Annotated in this window: 12 protein-coding genes; 9 read left to right on the top strand and 3 right to left on the bottom strand. The window is 65.5% G+C overall.

Going from position 1 to position 15,184, the window contains the following annotated elements; genetic code table 11:
- Positions 1 to 52: 52 nt before the first annotated feature.
- Positions 53 to 1,807, bottom strand: coding sequence for a bifunctional protein-serine/threonine kinase/phosphatase (locus AC07NT_RS03380; RefSeq protein ID WP_498597838.1), 1,755 nt, complete (start codon positions 1,805 to 1,807; stop codon positions 53 to 55).
- A 277-nt stretch (positions 1,808 to 2,084) separates the two neighbouring features.
- On the opposite strand from AC07NT_RS03380, the gene nirB reads away from it, so the two are divergent.
- The 9 genes from nirB (at position 2,085) to AC07NT_RS03335 (ending at position 12,344) form a co-directional block, all read left to right on the top strand.
- Positions 2,085 to 4,544, top strand: coding sequence for a nitrite reductase large subunit NirB (gene nirB, locus AC07NT_RS03375; protein ID WP_498597839.1), 2,460 nt, complete (start codon positions 2,085 to 2,087; stop codon positions 4,542 to 4,544).
- Positions 4,541 to 5,314: a type IV pili methyl-accepting chemotaxis transducer N-terminal domain-containing protein gene (locus AC07NT_RS03370; RefSeq protein WP_498597840.1), complete on the top strand. Its 774-nt coding sequence runs from the start codon at positions 4,541 to 4,543 to the stop codon at positions 5,312 to 5,314. The genes nirB and AC07NT_RS03370 overlap by 4 nt, the downstream gene beginning before the upstream one ends.
- A gap of 10 nt (positions 5,315 to 5,324) precedes the next feature.
- Positions 5,325 to 5,714, top strand: a complete 390-nt coding sequence (nirD, locus tag AC07NT_RS03365) for a nitrite reductase small subunit NirD (protein WP_498597841.1) — start codon at positions 5,325 to 5,327, stop codon at positions 5,712 to 5,714.
- A gap of 42 nt (positions 5,715 to 5,756) precedes the next feature.
- The gene (locus AC07NT_RS03360) at positions 5,757 to 8,531 is read left to right on the top strand and encodes a nitrate reductase (protein WP_498597842.1); all 2,775 of its coding nucleotides are present in this window, start codon (positions 5,757 to 5,759) and stop codon (positions 8,529 to 8,531) included.
- A gap of 19 nt (positions 8,532 to 8,550) precedes the next feature.
- Positions 8,551 to 9,339, top strand: a complete 789-nt coding sequence (gene cobA / locus AC07NT_RS03355) for a uroporphyrinogen-III C-methyltransferase (RefSeq protein WP_498597843.1) — start codon at positions 8,551 to 8,553, stop codon at positions 9,337 to 9,339.
- A gap of 39 nt (positions 9,340 to 9,378) precedes the next feature.
- Positions 9,379 to 10,089: a methyl-accepting chemotaxis protein gene (locus AC07NT_RS03350; RefSeq protein ID WP_498597844.1), complete on the top strand. Its 711-nt coding sequence runs from the start codon at positions 9,379 to 9,381 to the stop codon at positions 10,087 to 10,089.
- A 34-nt stretch (positions 10,090 to 10,123) separates the two neighbouring features.
- Positions 10,124 to 11,341 (top strand): BaiN/RdsA family NAD(P)/FAD-dependent oxidoreductase, encoded by a 1,218-nt coding sequence (locus tag AC07NT_RS03345; protein ID WP_498597845.1) that lies wholly within the window; start codon positions 10,124 to 10,126, stop codon positions 11,339 to 11,341.
- Between the two features lie 256 nt (positions 11,342 to 11,597).
- Positions 11,598 to 11,810 carry a 30S ribosomal protein S21 gene (rpsU, locus tag AC07NT_RS03340; RefSeq protein ID WP_057675259.1) on the top strand — a complete coding sequence of 71 codons (213 nt, stop codon included), beginning with the start codon at positions 11,598 to 11,600 and terminating at the stop codon, positions 11,808 to 11,810.
- 87 nt (positions 11,811 to 11,897) lie between these two features.
- Positions 11,898 to 12,344, top strand: a complete 447-nt coding sequence (locus AC07NT_RS03335; protein ID WP_498597846.1) for a GatB/YqeY domain-containing protein — start codon at positions 11,898 to 11,900, stop codon at positions 12,342 to 12,344.
- 23 nt (positions 12,345 to 12,367) lie between these two features.
- Here the strand turns inward: AC07NT_RS03335 and AC07NT_RS03330 are convergent, their stop codons facing one another.
- Together AC07NT_RS03330 and AC07NT_RS03325 are read right to left on the bottom strand one after the other, a co-directional pair.
- Positions 12,368 to 14,113, bottom strand: coding sequence for a methyl-accepting chemotaxis protein (locus AC07NT_RS03330; protein WP_498597847.1), 1,746 nt, complete (start codon positions 14,111 to 14,113; stop codon positions 12,368 to 12,370).
- Between the two features lie 260 nt (positions 14,114 to 14,373).
- Positions 14,374 to 15,168, bottom strand: coding sequence for a GNAT family N-acetyltransferase (locus AC07NT_RS03325; RefSeq protein WP_498597848.1), 795 nt, complete (start codon positions 15,166 to 15,168; stop codon positions 14,374 to 14,376).
- Positions 15,169 to 15,184 lie beyond the last annotated feature (16 nt).

The raw sequence follows: 15,184 nt of genomic DNA, 5'->3' as shown, positions 1-15,184 counted from the left end.
CACTTGCTGTCTGCATTACCGTGAGCCAGAAGCTGCTACCAGCAAACTCCTCCTACTTCGGCAGAAACAGCAACCAGTAGACCAACAGCAGGTTGAACAACCCGCTCACCACGAACAGCAGTTTCCAGACGAAGGTCGGGTCGCGCTGCAGCAGGGGCGAGGCGGGCGGCGCCGTCAGCGGGCGGCTGGCGCCGCGCTCCAGGGCCAGCAGGAACTCCTCGGCCGTTTCGAAACGCTGGCGCTTGTCGCGCGCCACGGCCTTGAGCACCACGTGGTCCATCCAGATCGGTACCTCGGGGTTGTAGCGGCTGGGTGGTTGGGGGTCCCGGTAGTAGCGGCCACTCTGGTAGGGCAGCACCGCGCCGTAAGGCAGCTTGCCGTCGGCCAGCAGTTGATAAAACGTCACCCCCAGGGCGAAGAGATCGCTCATGGCGTCGGGGTCTTCGGGCGGCACATTGGTGTCGATGCCACCGGCGCGCATGGTGAACCCCCACTGCTCGGGGTTGATATAGCTGGGTGTGCCGGCGTGCAGCCGGCGCATGGCTTCGGGCTCGCGCCCGCTCAGGGCCACGCCCAGGTCCAGCAGGCGCAGCACCCCGTCTTCACCCTGGTGCAGGTTGGCCGGCTTGATGTCGCGGTGGACCACGCTCTGGCGGTGCAGGCGGCCCAGGGCCTTGAGCACCTGGGTGGCCAGCGCCACGGCCTGGGCCGGGGCGAAGCGGTGCTTGCGCTCCATCATCTGCTGCAGGGTTTCGCCGGCGTGCCAGTCATAGAGCAGGTAAAAAGCGGTCTGTCCCTTGCCACCGGGCGGCCCATCGTGCAGGCGCACCAGGTGGTCGGCGGCGCGCGAGGTCTGCATGGCGTGCGCCAGCCAGGCCTCGTGGGCCAGCATGGCGCACTCCTCGGGGTCATGCGCGCGCGCCGGATGCAGGGTCTTGAGCGCGTAGTCGGTCTGGCTGTGCGGGTCTCGCACACGGTAGATCAGGTTGATGCCGGTATCGGCGGCAACACCCATCACGCGCAGGCCATCGATCAGGTCGCCCTCCTTCAGACGCACCGGTACCGGCAGATCCTGGGCCGTGCGGCTCACGTCCTGCAGCGTGGCGTCCAGCAGGCCCAGCACACGCACCACCAGGGCCGTGGCGTTGTCGTTGCTGCCGGCCTTGATGGCCGCCTGCACCAGGCTTTCGCTGATGAGCTGGGCATTGGACAGCTCGGCCATTTCCGCCAGCATGCGCAGGCGCAGGGAACCGTGCACCCCGTCGCTGAGCAGGATGAAGACATCACCCACCTGCAGGTCACCCTGGATGTAGTCCACCACGAGGCGATCCTCGGCACCCACGACCCGCATGAGCTGGTGGCGGAAATCGGGGTGCGGCATGACGTGGTCCACCGTGAGCTGCGTGACCTGTCCTTCGCGCAACAGATAGGCCCGCGTGTCGCCCACATGGGCCAGGGTGTAGGAATGCCCACGCAGCACCAAAGCGGTGAGCGTGGTCATGCCGACATGGGGCTCACGCCTGCGATTGGTGGCTGCCAGCCAGGCGTTTTGCGCGGCGATGATACGGTCCAGCGCCACCGTGGTGTCCCAGGTTTGGGGCGTGCCGTAGTAATCACGCACCAATGTGGCCACCGTGGTCTGGGCCGCCTCCTGCCCATTGCCGCCGGCGCTGACACCGTCGGCGATGGCGGCAATCACCCCCATGTCCTCGCGCCCTTCCTCGGGCAGCATGGCGCCGGCGAAGTCCTCGTTGACGGCCTTGGCACCCGCAAGCGAGGTGTAGCCGATGTCCATTTCAAAACTCATATGGATGGGTGTTCCGCAAGATTGATGCCTGTATTGGTGCATTTTGCGGGCTGGCCAGCCCTCCTCGCCCATCTTTGCTGCTTCGCACAAATCTGGCACGACACTTGCATGAGTTCTCGCGTAAGCGGCCGAAGCTGGCCCCTATTCACTCATCCGGTGCAACGGCGCAGCGGATGAAACCCGGACGAAGGCGTCCCCACATGCATATCCCCGACCGGGAGCATCGTGAGGACGCCTTTTTTGTTGGCTCGCTTGATTTGGATGGATGGAGTTTGTCATGAAGAAACTCAAACTGGTGATGATCGGCAACGGCATGGCCGGCGTGCGCTCGCTCGAAGAGCTGCTGAAGATTGCGCCCGATCTCTATGAGATCACGGTCTTTGGCGCCGAACCCCACCCCAACTACAACCGCATCCTGCTCTCGCCGGTACTGGCCGGCGAACAACAGCTGGAAGACATCGTCCTCAACGACTGGGCCTGGTACAAGGACAACGGCATCACCCTGCATGCAGGCTGGAACGTGACCGATGTGGACCGCGTCAAGCGCACCGTGCACGCCAGCAACGCCCAGGGCGAAACGATCAGCGCCGACTACGACCGCCTGATCCTGGCCACGGGCTCCAACCCTTTCATCCTGCCCGTGCCGGGCAAGGACCTCAAAGGCGTGCTGGCCTACCGCGACATCGCCGACACCGAGGCCATGATCGAAGCCGCCGCCAAATACAAGCATGCTGTGGTCATCGGCGGCGGCCTGCTGGGCCTGGAAGCGGCCAACGGACTGATGAAACGCGGCATGATGGTCAGCGTGGTGCACGTGATGCCCTGGCTGATGGAACGCCAGCTCGACGACGTGGCCGGCAAGATGCTGCAAAAGTCGCTGGAAGACCGCGGCATGCAGTTCCTGATCGGCGCGCAGACGCAGGAGCTCGTCGGCGGGGCCGACGGCCGCGTCAAGAGCGTGAAGTTCAAGGACGGCAGCGAAGTGCCGGCCGACCTGGTCGTGATGGCCGTGGGCATCCGTCCCAACACGGCGCTGGCCGAGAAGATGAAACTGCACGTGAACCGCGGCATCGTGGTCAGCGACACCATGCAGACCACCACCGACGCGCGTATCTACTCGGTGGGCGAGTGCGCCGCGCACCGCGGCATCGCCTACGGCCTGGTGGCCCCCCTGTTCGAGCAGGGCAAGGTGCTGGCCAACCACCTGGCGCAGTTTGGTATCGGTCGTTACACCGGTTCGCTGACCTCGACCAAACTCAAGGTCACAGGCATCGACCTGTTCTCCGCCGGCGACTTCATGGGCGGCGAGGGTACCGAAGAGATCGTGATGAGCGACCCCTCCGGCGGCGTCTACAAGAAGCTGGTGCTCAAGGACGACAAGCTGGTGGGCGCCTGCCTCTACGGCGACACGGTCGACGGTTCCTGGTACTTCAAGCTGCTGCGCGACGGCCGCAGCGTGGGCGACATCCGCGACAAGCTGATGTTCGGCGAATCCAATATCGGCGACGCCGGCCACGAAGGCCACAGCAAGGCTGCCGCCATGGCTGACACCGACGAGGTCTGCGGTTGCAACGGTGTGAACAAGGGCACCATCTGCAAGGCCATCAAGGAAAAAGGCCTGTTCACCCTGGAAGAAGTGCGCAAGCACACCAAGGCCAGCGCGAGCTGCGGTTCCTGCACCGGTCTGGTGGAACAGATTCTCATGTTCACGGCCGGTGGTGACTACTCGGCCACGCCCAAGACCAAGGCCATGTGCGGCTGCACGGACCACGGCCACCAGGCGGTGCGCGAGGCCATCGTGGCCAGCAAGCTGCTGACCATCGCCGACGTCTTCAAGGGCCTGAACTGGAAGACCCCCAACGGTTGCGCCTCTTGCCGCCCGGCCGTCAACTACTACCTGATCTCCAGCTGGCCCAAGGAGGCCAAGGACGATCCGCAGAGCCGCTACATCAACGAACGCAGCCACGCCAACATCCAGAAGGACGGCACCTACAGCGTGATCCCGCGCATGTGGGGCGGCGAAACCACGGCCGACGAGCTGCGCCGCATCGCCAACGCGGTGGACAAGTACAAGATCCCCACGGTCAAGGTCACGGGCGGCCAGCGCATTGACCTACTGGGCGTCAAGAAGGAAGACCTGCAGGCTGTCTGGAACGACATCGGCATGCCCAGCGGCCACGCCTACGCCAAGGCCCTGCGCACGGTGAAGACCTGCGTGGGCAGCGAATGGTGCCGCATGGGCACGCAGGACAGCACGCAGATGGGCAAGGACCTGGAACGCGCCATGTGGCGCATGTACGCCCCGCACAAGGTGAAGTTCGCCGTCTCGGGCTGCCCGCGCAACTGCGCCGAGGCCGGCATCAAGGACGTGGGCATCATCGGCGTCGATTCGGGCTGGGAAATGCACATCGCCGGCAACGGCGGCATCAAGACCGAGGTGGCGCACTTCTTCACCAAGCTCAAGACCGCCGAGGAAGTGCTGGAGTACACCGGCGCCTTCATGCAGCTCTACCGCGAGGAAGGCTGGTACCTGGAGCGCACCGTGCACTACGTGAACCGTGTAGGCCTGGACTACGTGAAGAAGAAGATCCTGGACGACCACGAAGGTCGCAAGGCCTTGTGGGAACGTCTGCAGTTCGCGCTGGACGGTGAACCCGATCCCTGGTTCGAGACCAGCAAGGCCCAGGTCGACACGCGCCAGTTCATCCCGATCAAGGTCGAAGGGGTATCGGCATGAAACGCCGCGAGCTGCTGATCCTGGCCGGCGCAGCCCCCTTCGGCGCGCAGGCCCAGGTGCTGGACGTCAACGACGCCATCAACAAGGCCGGCCGCCAGCGCATGCTCTCGCAGCGCATGGCCAAGGCCTGGCTGGCCCTGGTGCACAAGACCGAGAGCACCGCCGCCCAGCAGATCCTGGACCGTTCCATGGCCCTGTTTGACCGCCAGCTGGTCGAACTGAAGTCCTATGCGCCTAACGCCGAGCTCCGCAAGACCTATGCGGACCTTGAAAGCGCCTGGAGCGAGTACAAGGCCGCGCTGGTGGGCAACCACCCCAGCCGCGACGGTGCGGGCGGCCTGCTCAACACCGACGCGCGCGTGCTGGCCCTGGCCCACCAGGGCACGGTGCAGTACGAAGCCGTCACGAGCAAACCCGTGGGCAAGCTCGTGAACGTGGCCGGCCGCCAGCGCATGCTCTCGCAACGCATGGCCAAGTACTTCTATGCCGCGACCCTCAAGGTGGAACCCGCGCAGTCCCAGATCGAAATCGGCAAGGCCCGCACCGAATTCCTCTCGGCCATGGAAGTGCTGCGCAACGCCCCCGAGGCGACCAGTGGCATCAAGGAGCAGCTGGTCCTGGCCGACAACCAGTGGATCTTCTTTGACATGGCCCTCAGGGAAATCAACAATGCCGGCCCCAAGGCCCTGTCTGACATGTTCGTGACCAGCGAGAACCTGCTGAGTGTCATGGACCGCATCACCGGCCTGTACGCCGGTCTGAAAGCTTGAGGAGTAAGAAATGAGTGAATGGAAGCCCATCTGCCGCGTCGATGACATCCCCGTGCTGGGTTCGCGCCGCGTCGCACGCCCCGAAGGCATGGCCGTGGCCGTGTTCCGCAACGACCAGGACCAGGTCTTTGCCCTGCTCGACCGCTGCCCGCACAAGGGCGGCCCGCTCTCGCAAGGCATCGTCTTCGGCACCAGCGTGGCCTGCCCCCTGCACAACTGGACCATCGGCCTGGACACGGGTTGCGCCCGCGCCCCCGATGAAGGCAGCACGACCCGTTTCGCCGTGAAGGTGGAAGACGGCGTGGTGCATCTGGACGGCCAGGAGCTCAGCACGCTGGCGCTGGACATCCAGCCGCCCGTGGCCGGCCCCTGCACGCGCAAGACGGCCTCCTGCGCCTGAAGAAACGGTTGACTGCACGCAACACCTTGGTAGAAATCCGGCATGCATAAGGAAACCAAGTCCACCTGTCCCTACTGTGGTGTGGGCTGTGGGGTGATCATCGAGTCGCGGCGCGAGCAGATCATCGGCGTGCGCGGGGACCCGGACCATCCGGCCAACTTCGGCCGCTTGTGCTCCAAGGGTTCCACCCTGCACCTGACCGCCACGCCCGAGGTGATCGCGCAGACGCGGCTGCTGCAGCCCATGCGCCGCCTGCAACGCGGCGAAACGCCCCAGCCCCTGGGCTGGGACGCCGCGCTGGACCTGGCCGCCACACGCTTTGCCGACATCATCCGCACGCACGGCCCCGACGCCGTGGGCTTTTACGTCAGCGGGCAGTTGCTGACCGAGGACTACTACGTCTTCAACAAGCTGGCCAAGGGGCTCATCGGCACCAACAACATCGACACCAACTCGCGCCTGTGCATGAGCAGCGCCGTGGCCGGCTACAAGCAGACCCTGGGCGCCGATGCACCGCCGGCCTGCTATGAGGACGTGGACCACGCCGATTGTCTCTTCATCGCCGGCTCCAACGCGGCCTGGGCCCACCCCATCCTGTTCCGCCGCATCGAGGACGCCAAGAAGAAACGCCCCGGCCTGAAGATCGTGGTGGTGGACCCGCGTCGCACCGACACCGCCGGCACGGCCGACCTCTTCGTGCAGATCCAGCCCGGCACCGACGTAGCCCTCTTCAACGGCATGCTGCACCTCATGCTGTGGGAAGGCTGGACCGACACCAACTTCATCACCACCCGCACACGCGGCTTCGAAGAGCTCAAGGCCACGGTGCGCGACTACACGCCCGACATGGTGGCGCAGACCTGCGGCATCGCCAAGGACACGCTGTACGAGGCCGCCCGCCTGTTCGCCACCTCCAAGGCCACGCTCAGTCTCTACTGCCAGGGACTGAACCAATCCAGCAGCGGCACAGCCAAAAACGCCGCACTCATCAACCTGCACCTGGCCACGGGCCAGATCGGCAAACTCGGTGCCGGCCCCTTCTCGCTGACGGGACAGCCCAATGCCATGGGCGGGCGCGAGGTGGGTGGTCTGGCCAATCTGCTGTCTGCGCACCGCGACCTGGCCAACCCCCAGCACCGCGCCGAGGTGGCCGCGCTGTGGGGCATCCCCACGGTGCCCGAGAAAGCTGGCAAGACTGCGGTGGAGATGTTCCAGGCTGCCGCCGACGGCGAGATCAAGGCGCTGTGGATAGCCTGTACCAACCCGGCGCAAAGCATGCCGGACCTGACCACCGTGCGCCGCGCGCTGGAACGCGCCGAGTTCGTGGTGGTGCAGGAAGCTTTTGCCACCCCCACCACCTGCGACTACGCCGACCTGCTGTTGCCAGCCAGCACCTGGGGTGAAAAGGACGGCACCGTCACCAACAGTGAACGCCGCATCACCCGCGTGCGTCCCGCCGTGCCCGCACCCGGCGCCGCGCGGCACGACTGGCAGATCGGCGTGGACTTCGCACGCCGGCTCGAAGCGCTGGGCATCGGCCCGCGCACCGGGCTGTTCAGCTACGACCACCCCGAGGCTGTCTGGAACGAACACCGCGAATCGACACGCGGACGCGACCTGGACATCACGGGCATGAGCTACGCGCAGATCGAACAGGCGCCCCAGCAGTGGCCCCTGCCCGAAAACGCAACGACCGGAAAACAACGCCTCTACGAAGACGGCATCTTCCCCACCGACGATGGCCGTGCGCGTTTTGCCAACACGGTCTACAAGCCCGTGGCCGAGCCGCGCGAATCACGTTTTCCCTTCGCACTCACCACGGGCCGCCTGCGCGACCAGTGGCACGGCATGAGCCGCACGGGCACTCTGGGCCGCCTCTTCGGCCACGTGGCCGAGCCCACGGTGCAGATGAGCCCCGGCGACATGACACGCCGCGGTTTCAAGGAGGGTGATCTTGTGCACGTCACCAGCAAACGCGGCTCCATCGTGGTGCCGTTGCAGGCCAGCGAGGAGTTGTCCAGTGGCCAGGCTTTCATCGCCATGCACTGGGGCGCGGAATACCTCAGCGGCATGAGCAGTTCGGGCCAGCCCCTGGCCGGCGTCAACGCGCTGACCACCTCGGCTTTCTGCCCCAGCTCCAAGCAGCCCGAGCTCAAGCACGCCGCCGTCAAGATCCTCAAGGCCGAACTGCCCTGGACCTTGCTGGCCATGGCCTGGCTGCCGGCCGAGCGGGCCCTGGCCACGCGCGAGGCGCTACGCCGCCTGATGCTGCGTTTCCCCTTTGCCAGCTGCGTGCCCTTCGGGCACGAGCGCCAGGGCGTGCTGTTCCGCGCCGCCGGACATGAGGCCGTCCCCGACGAGCTGCTCGTCGAGATCGAACAACTGCTGGGTCTGGACGCCGCGGGCACGCTGCGTTATGCCGACCGCAAACGCGGACAACGCCGCGCCGCCCTGCTGCACCGCGAAGGCGAAAGCACCACGCTGCAAGCCGTGCTGCTGGCCGGCGACACCAGCGCCGAAAGCTGGATCCGCTCCCTGCTGCAGCAGGAACTGCCGGCGCAAAGTTATGGCCGCCTGCTGCTGCTGCCCGGCGGCAAGGCACCCTCCGCATTGCCCGCGAGCAGCCGCCAGGTCTGCACCTGCTTCAATGTCAGTGAAAACGCCATCGAAAGCACGCTGGCGCGATGCAGCGGCAGCGAGAGCGCGCGCCTGACTGCCCTGCAGCAGACGCTGAAATGCGGCACCAACTGCGGTTCCTGCGTGCCCGAGTTGCAGCGGTTGGTGCGCCGCGTCGTTCCACTGAAACAGGCCGCCTGATTTGTCTCGCATGCTCACCATGAACCCCCGCCCTGTCCCGCATACCGGTTCCTGCACGCTCGTGGGTGCAGGCCCCGGCGATCCCGACCTGCTCACGCTCAAGGCACTCAAGGCCATCCAGCGCGCCAGCGTGCTGCTGGTCGACGACCTGGTGAACGAGGCCATCGTGGCGCATGCCGCACCCACGGCGCGCATCGTGTACGTAGGCAAACGCGGTGGCTGCAAGTCCACACCACAGTCCTTCATCGAAAAGCTCATGATCACCGCCGTGATGGAAGGCGAACACGTGGTGCGCCTCAAGGGCGGAGACCCCTTCATCTTCGGCCGTGGCGGCGAAGAGGTGGAGCACCTGCAGCAAGCCGGCATCCGCGTGAGCGTCATCAACGGCATCACATCGGGCCTGGCGGCCGTCACCAGTCTGGGCGTGCCGCTGACCCACCGTGAGCACGCGCAGGGCGTCATCTTCCTCACCGGCCATGCCAAGCCCGGCGCCAGCGGCCCGGACTGGGCCGCCATCTCGACCACGGCACGGGCCGCCAGGCTCACGCTGGTGATCTACATGGGCGTGAGTGGCGCGTCGCAGATCGAACAGGGCCTGCTGAGCGGCCTGCCCGGCGACACACCGGTGGCCCTGGTGCAGCACGCCTCGCTGCCCACACAACGCCATGCGCTCACCACCTTGGATCAACTGCACGCCACGCTGGTGCGCGAAGAGCTCGGCAGCCCCTGCATCATCGTCGTCGGCGATGTGTTGCAAGGCGTTTTGAACCTGCAGCAAGCTGGCCCGGCATTTGCATGGGGTACATGAACGGGACCATCGGGTCCTGCCCTGCCCACGGCCCCCGACATGAACTACCAGCCCTCTACCGCTGTCACGCCCATCACACACCGCACTCCGGCCAGGACCCCGGCCGTATTGCCCGCCCACATCAACGGCTTGTCCCTGGTCAACTTGGCCGCTCGCCAGCGCATGCTCTCGCAGCGCATCATCCTGCAGACCATCCTGGCCGCTCGCGGTGATGCGCAGAAGTTCGAGATGGCGCAGCGCAGCCTGCAGATCTTCACTGAGAGCCAGCTGCACCTGCTGGCCACCACACAGCAGCTCGAAACCGCAAGCGCTCAGAAGATAGACGCGACTTACCACGGCCCGCGTGGCGTGGGCCCCGTCATTGACAGCTTCATGCAGCTCATGCGACGCACGCTGGAACAGATCGAGCGCAAGGCCCCTGGCGTAGCCGAGACCCTGATCGAGCTGGTCGGCTTCACCGACCGCATCCTGGAGGCACTCAACACCGCGACCACCGCCTTCGACGAAGTCACCAAGGCCAAGTCCGAGGCCATGATGAAGGAACTGGCGGGCATCGTGGGCGACATCCAGAGCGTGGCCAAGGAGGCCAAGGTGGTCAGTTTCAACGCCCAGATCATGGCTGCACGCGCCGGCCAGCACGGCCGCGAATTCGCCGTCGTCGCCAACGTGCTCTCCGATATCACGGGCGAGATCGACGGCCTCACGCGCAAGGCCGCGGTACTGGCCGATCGCAACAAGCTCGCCGCCTGAACAGGCCCTGGGCACGCCCCCTACACTTGGGGGCATGCAACAGTTTGATGTGGTGGTGGTCGGGGCTGGCGCCGCCGGCCTTTTTTGCGCCGGTGTGGCCGGCCAGCGCGGTGCCAAGGTGCTGCTGATCGACCACGCGGCCAAGGTGGCCGAGAAGATCCGCATCTCGGGCGGCGGACGCTGCAACTTCACCAACCGCGACATCGACTTGCGCCAGCCGCACAAGCACTTCATCAGCGAGAACCCGAACTTCTGTCGCTCGGCGCTCTCCCGCTACACCCCGGCCGACTTCATCGGCCTGCTGCAGCGTGACGGCATCGCCTTCCACGAAAAACACAAGGGCCAGCTCTTCTGCGACCGTTCGGCAGATGACGTGATCCAGCTGCTGCTGCGCGAGTGCGACAAAGGTGGCGTGACACGCTGGCAACCCTGTGGCGTGCAGGCGGTGCGTCATGGTGCAGCGGCTTATGAGCTCGACACCGACCAGGGCACCGTCAGCTGCAAGTCGCTGGTCATCGCCACGGGCGGCCTGTCCATCCCCAAGATCGGCGCCACGGATTTCGGCTACCGCATCGCCCGCCAGTTCGGATTGAAGATCATCGATACGCGCCCCGCCCTGGTGCCCCTGACCTTTGACGGCGCGGCCTGGGCGCCCTATGCCGGCCTCGCCGGCCTGGCCCTGCCGGTGCAGATCGAGACCGGTGGCAAGAAGGAGCGCATGGCCTTTCTCGAAGACCTGCTGTTCACCCACCGCGGCCTCTCGGGCCCGGGCGTGCTGCAGATCTCCAGCTACTGGAAGCCGCAAACACCCATCCGCATCAATCTGGCACCGGACCGCGAGCTGCTGCCCCTGTTGCAGGACGCGAAGCTGCGTTCGCGCAAGCTCGTCGTGAATGAGTTGGCCACCCTGCTGCCCAGCCGTCTGGCCGAGGCCTGGGCCGGGCAGGACCCGGCGTGGTCCCGTCCCATCAACGAGGCCGCCGACAAGGCCCTGGCCGCCCTGGCCGAGAAACTCAGCCGCTGGGAGCTGACCCCGACCGGTACCGAGGGCTACGCCAAGGCCGAAGTCACGGCCGGCGGGGTGGACACCCGGGAACTGTCGAGCCAGACGATGGAGGCCCAGAAGCAGCCGGGCCTGTACTTCATCGGGGAGGTGGTGGACGTCACGGGATGGCTGGGCGGTTACAACTTCCAATGGAGCTGGGCGAGCGGCCATGCGGCAGGCATGGCCGTCGCCCAGAGGGCGCAATAAGGCTTCGCCCCCTGACGGCCTCACTTCGTGCAGGCCGTCCGCCCCCCGTCCGGGGGACAGGCCGCCGCTGGCGGCCCTGGTTTGGGTCCTGGGCGGGCCGGTTGCCGGAGCGGCTTAACCCGTTATAATGTTGGACTTTGCTGGCATAGCCCCGCCGGCCAAATACTAGTTACAGGCGGGGCATTTCGCGATTCACGGCGTGCAGGCCCGATCTCCTGCCCACCCTCTGTCCGCACATTTCGGAAACCATGACGTAATGACGACCATCCGTGTTAAAGAAAACGAGCCGTTTGACGTGGCTCTGCGCCGCTTCAAGCGCACCATCGAGAAACTGGGCCTGCTGACCGACCTGCGCGCCCGCGAGTTCTACGAAAAGCCGACGTCCGAGCGCAAGCGCAAGAAGGCTGCCGCCGTCAAGCGCAACTACAAGCGCATCCGTTCGATGCAGCTGCCCAAGAAGCTGTACTGATCGGCGCCGGGGTCCCAGACCTCAAAGCATGCAAGAACCCGCGCCCGGGACGCCAGGCGCGGGTTTTGTTTTTCTACGGAGAAGAAGATGTCCCTCAAAGACCAGATCACTGAAGACATGAAGACCGCCATGCGCGCCAAGGACAGCGAGCGCCTAGGCACGGTGCGCCTGCTGCTGGCGGCCATGAAGCAGAAGGAAGTCGACGAACGCATCACGCTCGATGACGCGGCCGTCGTGTCCATCATCGACAAGCTGATCAAGCAGCGCAAGGACTCGGTCGCCGCCTATGTGCAGGCCGCGCGCCAGGACCTCGCCGACAAGGAAAGCGCCGAGATCAAGGTGCTGGAAGCCTATCTGCCCCAGCGTCTCACCGCCGAAGAAGTGGCGGCCGAGGTCAAGGTCATCGTCGCCGAACTCGGCGCCAAGGGCCCGGGCGACATGGGCAAGGTCATGGGCGCGGTCAAGACCCGCCTGGCCGGCAAGGCCGAAATGGGCCAGGTCTCGGCCGCCGTCAAGGCCGCGCTCGCCGGCTAAGCAGCCGGTCGGGGCTCAGCCCCTCAGAACGATTCCCAGTCATCGCCACCACCGGCCTTGGTCAGCTGCGGCTTGGGCGTGGCAGGCGCAGCTGACAGCCGGGCCGGCGCCTTCCGGGGCGCGGCAACCGATGCAGTCTGGGGCTTGCCGATCCTGGGCGCCGAGGTGGCGCTGCTGACGGCGGGCGCACGCGCCGGAGCCGGTGCGGATGCCTGCGTGGCATTGAGCTTGAACACCGCCACTGCCTGCACCAGGTCCTGTGCCTGGCCTTTGAGACTGCTCGCGGCTGCGGCCATCTCCTCCACCAGCGCAGCGTTTTGCTGCGTGGCCTGGTCCATATTGGTCACGGCCTCGCCAATCTGCGCCACACCCTGGCTCTGCTCGGTGCTGGCCGCGCTGATCTCGCCCATGATGTCGGTCACGCGGCGGATGCTGCTGACCACCTCGTTCATGGTCTTGCCCGCCTGATCGACCAGCGCCGTACCCTGGTCCACGCGCTGTACGCTGTCGGTGATCAGGGTCTTGATTTCCTTGGCCGCCTCGGCGCTGCGGCCTGCGAGTGAACGCACTTCGGAAGCCACCACGGCAAAACCCCGGCCCTGTTCACCCGCGCGGGCGGCTTCAACCGCCGCGTTCAAGGCCAGGATGTTGGTCTGGAAGGCGATGCCGTCGATCACGCTGATGATGTCGGCGATCTTCTTCGAGCTGTCGCTGATGCCCTTCATCGTGTCCACCACCTGGGACACGACCTCGCCGCCCTGCACCGCCACGGTGGATGCGCTCTGCGCGAGCTGGTTGGCCTGACGCGCGTTGTCAGCGTTCTGCTTGACGGTGGAAGAGAGTTCTTCCATCGAGGCGGCGGTTTCTTCGAGCGCGCTGGCCTGGCTTTCGGTGCGCGCGCTGAGGTCCTGGTTGCCCTGGGCGATCTCGGCGCTGGCCGTGGAAACGGATTCGGAGCCCTGGCGCACACGCGAAACGACGGAGATCAGGCTGTCCTGCATCGAGCGCAGGGTGAGCAACAGATGGCCCAGTTCGTCCTTGCTGCTGCTGTCCACGTAAGCCGTCAGATTGCCGCTGGCGACCTCGCCGGAGAAAGCCACGGCCTGGGCCACCGGCCGGGTGATGGAGCGCGTGATGAACCAGGCCAGCAGGGCGCCCAGGGCCGTGGCCAGCACGGAGGCCACCACGATCATCGTGGTGGTCGAGCTGTTGGTTTGCGCGGCCGCTGTGTTGGTCTCCTGGGCCAGCTTGACCTGAATGGCGATGAGCTGCTCCAGGTACTCCGCCACCGGAGGCGCCAGGGACTTGACCTTGTCCCGATTGATCCGCTCCCCCACCTCTTTCTGGCCAGCCACCATCGCTTGTCGCATGGGCTCGAGCGCCTCCTCCCGATAGCGCTTGCGCGCGTCCAGGTATTTGGGAACCAGGTCCTTCTCGGCCTGCGTCAGGCTGGTGGCCATGTAGGCGTCCCAGTTCTTGTTGATCTTGTCGACATTGCCCACCAGTTCATCGCTGCGCCGCTTGATGTTCTCAGGGCTGGAATCCGCAAGCATGTCCAGCAACAGCACGCGGTTGCGCTGGTTCACGATGGCCACGGTGCTCAGGTACTGCATGGGGTTGACATTGTTTTCGTACATGTCTTTCAGCCCGTCGTAGGTCTTGCCCACGCCGGAGACACCCAGCACCGAGCTGACGATGAGCAGCAGCAGCAAGATGGCGAACGCCAGACCCAGGCGCATCCCGATTTTGAGATTGTTCAAAAAATTCATCGTTTATTCCTCTTGAGATCTACCGGCGGTCTGGTCTATGGCGACAACTTGCGCATGACTAAGCCAAGAAATTTGACTCGAGTCAATTTCACAGCTTTCCCATCGGAGCGTCAAGGCAGAGAAGCAGGGGAACACGCTGGTATTTACCGCTTGTGTCTACGTCCCTGAAATTGGTCAGCCTCTGGTCAGTTTGAGCGCAAGATTGAAACCCGCAAAGCAGATCTGCATACGGCGCATGAGGCGCAAGGCCTCGGATGGCATCAAGGCTGCGCCGAAAAGCGGAAGCGCAACAGACGATCGTAGGTGCGATAACCGAGTCGCTGGTAGATCGGTTCACCGTAGGGGCTGGCCTGCAGTGTGACCGCTTGTGCACCCGATGCAAAACCGGCGTTGGTCGCCAGCCGCGTGCACAACTCGCCCAGGCCCGAACGCCGCGCCGCGGCCGCTGTGCCCACCCAATACACCCCGGCACCCTGGCCGCTGAGCAGCGTGAGCGCCGTGGACAGCGGCACACCATCGCGGTAAGCGACAAACCCGATGACATGCGGCGACAACACTTGCTGCGGACGCCCGAAGAACACCCGCGTCTCGGCCGCCGGCAGCTTGAGCGCTTCGTAGGCCTCGGCGTTGATGGCTAGCGCATCCTGCACATGGCGCAGCTCCGTCATGGACTCGACGCGGATGCCGGCCGGCACCTTGGGTTCCTTGACGGCCTGGTCGATCAGCATGCAGGGACTGTCGGCCAGCGGTGTCATGCCAGCGGCATGCAAGGCAGCGATCAAGTCTGGGTCACGACGGGCCCGTGCCAGCAAGGTGTAGCCGCGACCGTGTCCGGAGAAAAAAGTCCGGGCCCTCTGCAGCACCTCGGCCACCGGGACACGTGCGTCGACTCGTACCACGCAGTTGCGGAACGCGCCCGGGTAGGCATTCGCCCCGGCCATCAGCAGCACACCGCTCTCTTCCATGCAGATGCAGGGCTCTTGCCAGCGCGCATGCTCACGCAGGGCTTGCAGCAGGTTGGCGTCGGCGAGATCGTCCAGCGAGAGGGTCGTCACAAGAACTCCTGACTTC

It is taken from the genome of Hylemonella sp. GW821-FHT10B10, assembly GCF_059415585.1.
The sequence above is the reverse complement of the archived record's forward strand: the minus strand, read 5'-3'. Positions and strand labels throughout refer to the sequence as shown.

Excerpts from the sequence above, each read along its gene's own strand:
- AC07NT_RS03370 (WP_498597840.1), top strand. The coding sequence starts at position 4,541 with ATGAAACGCCGCGAGCTGCTGATCCTGGCCGGCGCAGCCCCCTTCGGC.
- nirD (WP_498597841.1), top strand. The coding sequence starts at position 5,325 with ATGAGTGAATGGAAGCCCATCTGCCGCGTCGATGACATCCCCGTGCTG.
- cobA (WP_498597843.1), top strand. The coding sequence starts at position 8,551 with ATGAACCCCCGCCCTGTCCCGCATACCGGTTCCTGCACGCTCGTGGGT.
- AC07NT_RS03335 (WP_498597846.1), top strand. The coding sequence starts at position 11,898 with ATGTCCCTCAAAGACCAGATCACTGAAGACATGAAGACCGCCATGCGC.
- nirB (WP_498597839.1), top strand. The coding sequence starts at position 2,085 with ATGAAGAAACTCAAACTGGTGATGATCGGCAACGGCATGGCCGGCGTG.
- rpsU (WP_057675259.1), top strand. The coding sequence starts at position 11,598 with ATGACGACCATCCGTGTTAAAGAAAACGAGCCGTTTGACGTGGCTCTG.
- AC07NT_RS03360 (WP_498597842.1), top strand. The coding sequence starts at position 5,757 with ATGCATAAGGAAACCAAGTCCACCTGTCCCTACTGTGGTGTGGGCTGT.
- AC07NT_RS03380 (WP_498597838.1), bottom strand. The coding sequence starts at position 1,807 with ATGAGTTTTGAAATGGACATCGGCTACACCTCGCTTGCGGGTGCCAAG.
- AC07NT_RS03330 (WP_498597847.1), bottom strand. The coding sequence starts at position 14,113 with ATGAATTTTTTGAACAATCTCAAAATCGGGATGCGCCTGGGTCTGGCG.
- AC07NT_RS03345 (WP_498597845.1), top strand. The coding sequence starts at position 10,124 with ATGCAACAGTTTGATGTGGTGGTGGTCGGGGCTGGCGCCGCCGGCCTT.
- AC07NT_RS03350 (WP_498597844.1), top strand. The coding sequence starts at position 9,379 with ATGAACTACCAGCCCTCTACCGCTGTCACGCCCATCACACACCGCACT.